This is a genomic window from Acidovorax sp., assembly GCF_046339755.1.
Classification (GTDB): domain Bacteria; phylum Pseudomonadota; class Gammaproteobacteria; order Burkholderiales; family Burkholderiaceae_C; genus Acidovorax.
On record NZ_JBKDTZ010000304.1, the window covers coordinates 1 to 9,609 of the forward strand.

Consider the following 9,609-nt stretch of genomic DNA (forward strand, 5'->3'; position numbering starts at 1 on the left):
GCCAGCTCGCACCTGCCGAACCGCCTCCAGTTTGAACTCCCGCGTGTACTGCGCACGCACTTGCTTGTCACTCATTGCTCAACTCCTTGTCGGTATTTTCAACAAGGGTTAAGAACTCCACTTTTCAGGGGCAACCTCATAGTACATCAAGCTTCACCTCTGAAACGGAACCTTGCATGACCAATAACGGCGCCAAATGGGTCTGGTAGAAAAGCCGACCACCCATGGTTAAAAAGTCCTGAAGGCGGCGCACACCTATTACTTCCTCGCATCCATATCCAGCCCACTCGCAAAACGTAGAATTCGCCTGAAGAATGAGGCCTTTCGAGTCGGTGGTTAGCACTCCGCAGGGGAGATCTTCCAGCGGATCAGAATCAGGACTGGAGCCGCCTGCGCCCATCAAAGACTGTGTTCCGTCAGGAACTGATCGATAGCGTCTGCGCTTGCACTGGGCTGGCTCAAATGCGGACAGTGACCCACGTTCTCGATTATTTTGAGTGTACTGTTTGGCAGCATCCGATGCATGTACTCGCCCACCGTAACAGGCGCAATCATGTCTTCGTCGCATTGAAGAATCAGGGAGGGGGTAGTCAGCTGCGACAGCTGAGCCCGGTGGTCAGAGAGGAAGGTGACCCGAGCAAAGTGCTTGGCGATTTCAGGATCGGTACGGCAGAAGCTGTTGCTCAGTTCTTCGCCCAGCTCAGGCCGACTTGGATTGCCCATGATCGCGGGCGCCATGGTACTGGACCAGCCGAGATAGTTGCTTTCCAGCGTGTCCAAAAGAGACTCAATGTCTTCGCGTTCAAATCCACCGATGTAGTCGCCGTCGTTGATGTAGCAGGGCGAGGGGCCCACCATGACGTGGGCCGCAAATTTTCCTGGTGAAGCAAGGTCAGCTAAGATGCCTATCATCGCACTTACGGAGTGACCGACGAGAATAGCTGGGCCACAACTGAACTCTTCGACGATCTCAACCAAGTCGTCAGCGTAGCCTTGAAGGGTGCTGTACTTGGAAGGATCGAACGCTTTAAGGTCTGAGCTTCCGCTTCCTACCAGATCAAACAAGACTGTCTTGTAGCGGTCTGCGTACGCCGGGGCGAGGAGGCGCCACATGTTTTGGTCGCAGCCAAACCCATGGGCAAAGAAGAGCGTCGCAGGGCCCGAGCCTGAAACACGGACGTTGTTTCTTACCGCTGTTGACATGACACCTTTCTGGTAGAAAACCTTAAATTGGAGCGGGCTCTATCCGGGAACCAGATATCCCACATTCGGCGTAAGGCGTTACGCGCAGTCGTCGGCATCGCTTGCCTGATCTACCGACGGTCAGCTTAGTGTTGTCGTGTGTGTTGGTAGCGGTCAACCACCATGAGTTGAGTGGAAGCAGACAGGCTTATGTCTGCATCGTATGCGGCGTTGGAAGCCATGTTTCAACACACAGAAGCAATTTCCAAACCTGTCATTCCGTGTGGAACAACAAGCATAGTCCAACGTTGCGGCGAACGTCCCGACTGCTGAATGACTCGTCAGTCACGCGAAGTTGTCCTACAGTAGAGGCGCTTGGCGTGCCTCGGGAAGCGGACTGCCCGCCCCCAGAGAGCGGAACTAGCAACTTGCAACGTCTGTCGGAGGTCCGGTCTCGAACTTCGTGGGGCATTTCCGCACGAGAAAATCTTTGGCGTGCGGCCTGGTTGAAGTTTTGCGCGTGTAGACACCAGCAAGAGGGCGGTCTTAATCCAGTGGACAACTTGCCAAGCCAGCGGTCACCAAGCCTCGACACGATGACACATGGCCGCCACCGCCCGGTCCAAGCTACCTTGTGCGTCGTTCACTATATCGGCCGCATCCAATTTCTAATCAAATAACACGCGGACTAAGACTTATTGCCCTTCGTCCAGCAGAAGGATGATTGCGACCAGTCTGTTTGTCAGCCGCCATAACTTGGGTTTATGCCGTCGCGCCCGAAGTCACGAAATTGCTCACATCCCGTTTAAGGAATCGACTTATTTCATCTGCGGAGATCGGCTTGCTGAGGTAGTAGCCTTGAATTTCATCGCAGCCATTCGCTCGCAGATAGCCCAACTGCTCAAAGTTCTCGACGCCCTCGGCCACTACCTTCAATCGGAGGCTCCGCGCCAACGCGATAATGCCCGCAGTCAGCGCTGAAGCATCTTCGTTGATCGGCAGATCCTTGACAAAAGATCTATCGATTTTCAAGGTGCTCAAGGGGAAGTTACGTAGGTAAGACAACGAGGAGTACCCGGTGCCGAAATCGTCGATCGCCAAGGACACGCCGAGAAGGCGAAGCTCGCGCAACCGCAGTGCCGCCTGGGCGGGGTTGCGCATGACGCCGCTTTCGGTGATCTCGAGTTCAAGTTGAGCGGGTTGGAGTCCGGCCCTTGCCAAGACCTGCGCCACTTCCTCGGCCAGAAGGTGGCGGTTGAGCTGCCGTGCCGACAAGTTGACGCTCACCTGGATGGGGTGGCCCTGGTCACTCCACGTTCTCGCATCCCGGCAGGCGACTTCCAACGCCCAGTGGCCCATGCTGTCAATCAGGCCGATGTCCTCCGCGATAGGGATGAACTGCAGAGGCGATACAGGGCCCATCGTAGGATGGCGCCATCGCATGAGCGCCTCCACTCCCGTTACATGCCCGGTAGTCAGATCGAGCTTGGGCTGGTACACGAGGAACAGTTCGTCTCTCTCCAGAGCGCGAGGAAGACTACTCTCCAGCGCTAGTTGCTGCTTGCCCTGCGCGCTCATTTGCGATGAGTAGAAGTGCTGGTTTCCTGGACCCATTCCCTTGGCGCGATACATCGCCGCGTCGGCGTTCATCAACAGGGTCTCGACATCCTGCCCGTCGTCCGGAAACAGGCTGATGCCTATGCTTGCGGTGGTTGGCAGCTCGCCCCCCTTGACTTCGAAGGGGAGGTTGAACAAGCTCACGACTTTCGCCAGCGGCGCATTCACGTCCTGCGCGTTCTCCAGGCCCTCGAACACCAGTACGAATTCGTCACCACCGAATCGAGCCACGGTGTCGCTCAGCCGCACATTCTCCCGCAGTCGATTCGCACAGGCCCGAAGCAACACATCGCCGGCACTGTGGCCCAGGCTGTCATTGATGGATTTGAAACGGTCGAGGTCCATGAACAGCACCGCGACCTTGGTTTTCTGCCGCGCAGCACGCTGCAGGGCCTGCGCCAATTGATCCTGCAGCAAGGAGCGGCTGGCCAGGCCGGTCAGCTCGTCATGGTGCGCCGCATGTCGCAGCGCGGCCTCTGCTTGCTTGCGGCGCAAGTACTGGGCTAATTGACTCCCAATCGAGCTCATGAAACCCTCGATCTCGCGGTCGACGGTGATCGGGGCGCGGCTGAAAAATTCCAGCGCCACGAGCTGCGCACCTGCAACGACCGGGATGACCACTGCTGCATTCAGGCCGCATCGGGCGGCGAGCTGATCCCGAACTTGTGATGCGTCGGCCAAGTCGATCACGCGCCACAGCGGTTTGCCGGAGGACCAGGCAGCGTCGAGGTTTCCGTCCGGGTGCGGTCCACTGAAGACGCGCATGGCCGCGCTGAACTCGTGCGATGCCGCATCGTCCGACGCCGCCCAGGCGCTCAGGCAGCGCACCCGAGAGTCGGCTTCCATGCCCCAACACACCGCGGCCGCCCAATCCATCTGCGCGCCAATCGACGACAGGATGAACGCCATCGCGCGCTCGGGCTCGACGTCTGCGGCCAGTTTCTGGGCGACGTGGTGGGCCAACGCCAATCGCAAGGCGGACTTTTTGTTGGTGGTCTCGTCGCGCACTGCGGCACGGACGATGATGGCGTCGTTTTGCACGGATCCTTGCAAAGTGACATGGATCCACCTCTCGGCCCTGTCAGGTGCGTTAACGCGGTGATCGAACTCAAGATGGGCCTCGCTCTGCGCGGCCTGCTGGATCGCCTCGTTGAGTCCAACCCGCTCAACCGCTGGCACGAGCGCCATCAGGCGAACCAGTGTGGGGTCCTCGGTTGTCGAATCGAACCCATAGATGCGGCGAGCCTCGTCGGAGAAGTCGATCTGGCCGGTCTCCGGATCGAGCACCCAACTGCCCATCTTCGCCAGCTCCTGCGCTTCGGCAAGCCGTTGTTGGCTGGTCCTAAGGCGTTGCGCAAGCACTTTCCCGTCGTCCAGAGACTTGTTCTTGGTTTGCAGAAGGAATAGGAGGTCGACGACGGGATCGTGCACAGCGAAATCGCTGAGCGACAGCCCGAGCCGGCCTAAATCGACCATTTCGGCCACCCAGGGCGATCCCAGGAAGACCAGTCGCCGGTCCTGTACGACGAACTGACCTCGCAGGCGCAGAGGTCCCGCGCGGTGCTGCAATACGAAGAGCGATTTCTCGTGCAGATGGATTGCTTCGTAATCCAGACGTTTTAGGACGGGACGCTGAACCGTGAAGTGCTCGTCGAGCTCGGCGCCCTTTACCAACGCCGGGCAAAGGCGGTGCAGCACCGCCCCAGTCTGCAGCACTCGGAGTTGCTCGTCGAACGCGACATGAAAAGGGAACGCAGCGGCGAACTGTTCAGGTGAAAGGTTGAATTTGAGCGCTTCCATCACTGGGCGGGTGATGGGTCGGAATCGACATAGTCGATGCGAAAAACGTCATGGTCGTCCGTCCCACGAAAAGCCGTCTGTTGGACGTTGATTTTTTGTGAAAAGCGCTCGCCCAGGCCCTTCAGCAGTCCGACCACCATCGGGGCGAATCCCGCGCGCTCGCTTCGATAGTGCAACAGCAACCCCGCGCTGCCCTCAACCTCTTCTACCCTGAACGAGGGCGGCCTCAACGCGGGGAAACTCATACCTACATGGCTGTGAAGGTTGTCCAAATTGTTGAGAAACGACCGAAGATCCGAACCGAACATGTTGAGCATCTCGCCATAGCCAGACTCTGCGGTATAGAGCACCCAATGGCTGCCGAAGCCTTCCAGTACCTGCGCGGCATCAAGGCCCAATACCTGGGTGGCTGCAGAGACGAGCTTGAAAGTCGTTTGGTCCGGGTAGCCATCCATCGCGATAAACATGTCATCGTTGATGCCCGCACCCTGACGAATCCTGTCCCAAGCAGAATTGCCGAACCCCTGTATGACGAAATCCTCAAGCGCCTGATTGACCAGTCCATACATAGCATCACTCCCTAGTCATGACCTCAAGTCCGCGATGCGCAGATATTGCAGCGAGCCATGTTATCGCGGAACGGCGACTCCCATGAATCTGCCTTTGACTGGTGATAGTTGCCATCTCGGATGCGGGGCGGACTTTTGCCTACCATCTGATTGGTGCCCAGGGCTTTCAACACATTTCTGGAGCCCGGCAAATCGGCCAATTGATCCGCGCTGACTCCTTGATGTCGACGTCAATGCCATTGCTCCGTGGCCATAAGCGACGCCTCCGGCCCCAGGCAAATTCGGAGCCTTCAAGAGTTTTTTATAGAACACTTCACCCATAAGCGCCATAGCGAGACCGGTGAAAACTTCCATTCAACCCGTGCTTCCCAACCGTCGCCTGCTCGAACCCCGTTGGCTACATCCGGCCCACCGAAGCTGAGCCAACGACTACTGGCAACTCGCCGGCCAGTCTGCCAGGGCGGCTGCATAACTCATGACCGCCGAGCTGCATGAAAGCCAGGGGCGATTCAAAGCACTGTGCCCAGTACATTTCAAGTGGCAAGAAAGTTAGCGAAGGAAAGCATTGTGGAGCGAGGCGACACTTTTCGCAGCTTCATGGTCGTGCATCGCGGGAAAGCGCGACAGATACCGCCGCGAGCACCTCGGCCGGCTCAATGGGTTTAGACAGGTGCATATCAAAACCGCTGGCCAGAGAGCGGATGCGATCTTGCTGCCTGGCGAATGCGGTCATCGCGATGACGGGGGTTCTTCCTCCCTGCACGTCCGAGCGCTGGCGAAGCCATTTGATAAATTCATACCCGTCGATGGTAGGCATGCCTATGTCGCAGCAAATTATTTCTGGCCTTTTGCTCGCTACCTGGGCCATTGCTGAGTGTGCGTCCGAGACGGCAATCACATGTGCACCACTGTCCTGCAGTATTGTTCTCAGCAGCTCCAGGATGTCTTCTTCATCGTCGACCACGAGGATACGTTTGCCGGACAAGTCGATCTCGATTGAATCTGCTGTCTTAACATCTGGCGCGTTAGCCTCACCCCGGTAGGCTGGCAAAGCCACCGTGAACGAAGAACCCAAACAATCTCCCTCACTATGGGCTGACACCGTACCACCGTGCAGCTGCACCAAGTGCTGAACAATCGAGAGGCCGAGACCTAGCCCTCCATACTTTCGGGTAATCGTCCCGTCCGCCTGTCGGAAACGCTCAAACATATGCGGCAAAAAGTCTTTGGGAATCCCGATGCCAGTGTCAGAGACCGTGATGACGACATCCGCGCCATCGTTGTTGACGCTCACCGAAACCTTGCCACCTCTTGGCGTGAATTTGATGGCATTGACTAGCAAATTGCAGACGACTTGTTGCAGTCTGCTCGCGTCGCCCAAAACCGCTTGCACGGCCTCGATGTGTGCCGAGAGATGCACGCCCGCGATTTGAGCTTGGGTCATCATCATCTCGTAAGCGGTTCGAACCGAAGCAGCCGGGTCAAGCGGCTGCAAGTCCAGATTGAGCTTGCCCGAGCCGATCTTGCTCATGTCGAGCAAGTCGTCGATGAGGCGAATCTGCGCTTTCGTGCATCGCTCAATCACGTCCACACCCTTGTGAATCTCGACCTGCTCGGGGCTGAGCTTTTTTCTGAGGATATGTACCCATCCCGTTATGGCGGTCAGTGGAGTACGCAACTCATGCGAGAGGGTCGCAAGAAAATTGTCCTTGACCGAATTGGCGCGCTCGGCCTCTTCACGCGCAGCACGTTCGCTGTTGAGCAACTGCAAACGAGCTTGCTCAGCGCGGATCCGCTCAAGCGATTCCCAACAGCGATCGACCACTGTTTGCACCAGTTCGATCTCATTGCGAGTCCAGCCTCTTGGCGTGGCTTGGTGTACTGCCATCGCCGCAACGAACCTTCCGTTTTTATGGAGAGGCAGGCAGATAACCGCCTGGATGGCCGTCAAGCGATAGGCCGAAAGGTCCGTTCCTTTTGTCAGAGCATGCGTGTCCACATTGTCATTGACGTAAGGCTGATTGGCCTTCATCAAGTTGCTCACTGGCACACCGAAGTCAGTGAACTTGTACTGGCCCACGATGCTTTGGACCCCGTCGTTATAGTCTCCAATGAGATCGAATGTGTTCTCGTCATCGAGCACATGCGCATACGCGCAGCGGTTTACCCCCAGGTACTGACCAAGCATGCGTGAGGTCGTGCTCATCACCTCTTCTGGAGCATTGATGTGACGCGTTGCCTGGGCGAGATCATCCAGGAACTTGTATCTGCGTTCTCCCAAGACCTTGCTGGTGGTTTCCGCGAAGGTCACAAAAACGCCAGCGACATGGCCGTCGTCATCGCGTACGGGACTATAGGAAAAGTTGAAGTAACAATCCTCTAGGTATCCGTACCTCTCGATGGTGAGCTTGTAGTCATCGAATCCTATCGATTTACCGTTCAGAACTTCGTCCCACATGGGCCCGATGGTGGGCCAGATCTCTCTCCAGGTATCGCGTGCCGAACGACCCAATGCCTCGGTATGCTTGTCACCCAAGATCGGCCGGTACGCGTCGTTGTAGAACTGTGTGAGTTCGGATCCCCATGCCAAGTACATTGGAAGCTTGCACTCTAGCAACAGCATCACCGCGTTTCGGAGGCTTGACGGCCAGGTTTTGGGCTCGCCTAGGGGGTGAGCTTGCCACGGGAATGCAGCGATGGCGTGAGCCATCTCCCCATCCAATGCAGGCTCGGCAGCCGAGGCTGACGAAGGGGCGTTTGCGGTGGTCTGCATGATCAGATAAGTGGTAGTGGAGCAAAATTGTGGTGCTCTTGCGGCTCTTTGGATAAAGAGTACGCTGTACTCTACCGCAGGCGAATGCGAGAGTTGAGCCCCATCCCACCCAAGCCAAGCCAAGCCACATTCAGTTGTAGCGGACATTGGAGAGTGCTAACGTTTAGTTGTGAATCGGAATATGCCTATATCGATTGATTTGGACAAGTGCTTGCCATTCGCCCAAGTTCCCCGGGCTACAAGTGTGCTCGCCAAGCTCAAAGCGACCGCATTTGCTTCATCCTCTGATTCAAAACAACGCAGCGCGGCAACCACCTCGACACTGGGCCCTGCCCCAGTTTCAAGATGCATGATCACATGGGCTCGCCACTGACCAGGACCAATTTCATAAGACTGAGGCTTCAACCCTTACCGTTTTAAATATGTGCTCCATGTACCTTGCTGTTGAAGTTGACGCTATTTAAAGTCGGCATAAATCTGGCATCGGAGCTGTCTCTCACCATCAAACATAAAGTGGTTTACGAATGAAATGATCGATGCCTGAACCTGGCCGTTTACCAATTTGGTACGCAACAAGGGCCGTTTGGCCAGCCGGAGCGGGGATACCTTCCGGCACGAGTCTGCCCGATATGGCTCATCACCCAAACAGCTATGAGACGACGTTCTAGGTGTAAGCCGGATGACTGATTATCGAGTGACCAACTGCCGTGCTACGCTTCTTCCGTCTTACCTGTTAACACTTGCAGCCGATGCTGGGGCCAGCGGTGCTAGCACCTTATTCCCTCCCACCGGCCGCGCGTCGGGGTCCAAATCGTCCTGGCTTTTAGGTCCGAAGTAATAGAAGGCCACGAAAGCAAAAAATACGCACAATGCCACTGCCGCCCACACCATGACCTTCCGTGGCGTGCGTACCATTTGGAATGGCTTTGAAGCCTGCGTGTCCTCGTTTGACACTTGTAGATCAGGTTTCATTCTCTGCTCTTCCGGTATTCGACTAGATCAAACAAGGGCGAGGTTCCACGGCCGCAAGATGCAGGCATGAGCAGGTTGCTCAGCTCTTGGCATCTGCTTGTTGGACGCGGTCCACATTGGTTGTACTGCGCGCCCCCTTGAGATGCATTTCAATGTCTGTCGCTTTGTCCCCGACCTGTGCCACCGCGTCTCGAAGCTGTTCTTCAGTCGTATCAAGCTCACGCGTCCAGCGAGTGAGCGATTGGGCGTCTTCAACATCAATGCGATCTGGTTGTTGGTTCGATTGCGTCATCGGAATGTCTCCTAAGTAGTCGGCGTGTTGTTCAGATGCTAGCTACGTGACCCGGCGCGCGATGTAGGCAAATAGCACCAGTTGCCGGAACAGGCAGGGCCAACCGTGCTGCGAATTTGATCAATTTGAGAGTGCTGCCAAGCGCTAGCGACTTCTTCAAGCGGTCTTCCTACACCGCCAAGCAGTGCCTGCCCGCAGGATGGCGCACCCCAGGAGGCCCCATGAGCCCACCCGAACGCCCCACTCTTCGCCCACGCAGCGCTCTGGCACTGTCCATGGCGATGTTTGCGCCCATCGCATTCGCGCAACTGCCTCCCGGTGACGGCCCGATTTCCGTTACAGTGAATGTGACCGAGCCTTCGCCAACCCGATTCGATGAATCGATGGTCGGCCGGCTGAAGTTA

At 56.7% G+C, this 9,609-nt stretch carries 6 protein-coding genes and 1 pseudogene; 1 reads left to right on the forward strand and 6 read right to left on the reverse strand.

What is annotated here, in order from left to right:
- Positions 1-136: 136 nt before the first annotated feature.
- The 6 genes from ACK59X_RS26040 to ACK59X_RS26065 form a co-directional block, all read right to left on the reverse strand.
- On the reverse strand, positions 137-400 hold the full coding sequence (locus tag ACK59X_RS26040; RefSeq protein WP_409961393.1) for a PAS domain-containing protein: 264 nt from the start codon (positions 398-400) through the stop codon (positions 137-139).
- A complete protein-coding gene (locus ACK59X_RS26045) occupies positions 400-1,203 on the reverse strand; it encodes an alpha/beta fold hydrolase (protein WP_409961395.1) in 804 nt (267 codons plus the stop codon). The genes ACK59X_RS26040 and ACK59X_RS26045 overlap by 1 nt, the downstream gene beginning before the upstream one ends.
- 741 nt (positions 1,204-1,944) lie before the next feature.
- The gene (locus ACK59X_RS26050; protein ID WP_409961396.1) at positions 1,945-4,599 is read right to left on the reverse strand and encodes an EAL domain-containing protein; all 2,655 of its coding nucleotides are present in this window, start codon (positions 4,597-4,599) and stop codon (positions 1,945-1,947) included.
- Positions 4,599-5,168: a heme NO-binding domain-containing protein gene (locus tag ACK59X_RS26055; protein ID WP_409961398.1), complete on the reverse strand. Its 570-nt coding sequence runs from the start codon at positions 5,166-5,168 to the stop codon at positions 4,599-4,601. The genes ACK59X_RS26050 and ACK59X_RS26055 overlap by 1 nt, the downstream gene beginning before the upstream one ends.
- Before the next feature lie 595 nt (positions 5,169-5,763).
- Positions 5,764-7,941: an ATP-binding protein gene (locus ACK59X_RS26060; RefSeq protein ID WP_409961399.1), complete on the reverse strand. Its 2,178-nt coding sequence runs from the start codon at positions 7,939-7,941 to the stop codon at positions 5,764-5,766.
- Positions 7,942-8,992: 1,051 nt separating this feature from the next.
- Entirely contained in the window at positions 8,993-9,205 is a 213-nt protein-coding gene (locus ACK59X_RS26065) for a DUF3606 domain-containing protein (protein ID WP_409961401.1), read from the reverse strand.
- A gap of 221 nt (positions 9,206-9,426) precedes the next feature.
- On the opposite strand from ACK59X_RS26065, the pseudogene ACK59X_RS26070 reads away from it, so the two are divergent.
- Positions 9,427-9,609: pseudogene (locus ACK59X_RS26070) on the forward strand (hypothetical protein); the annotation flags it as partial.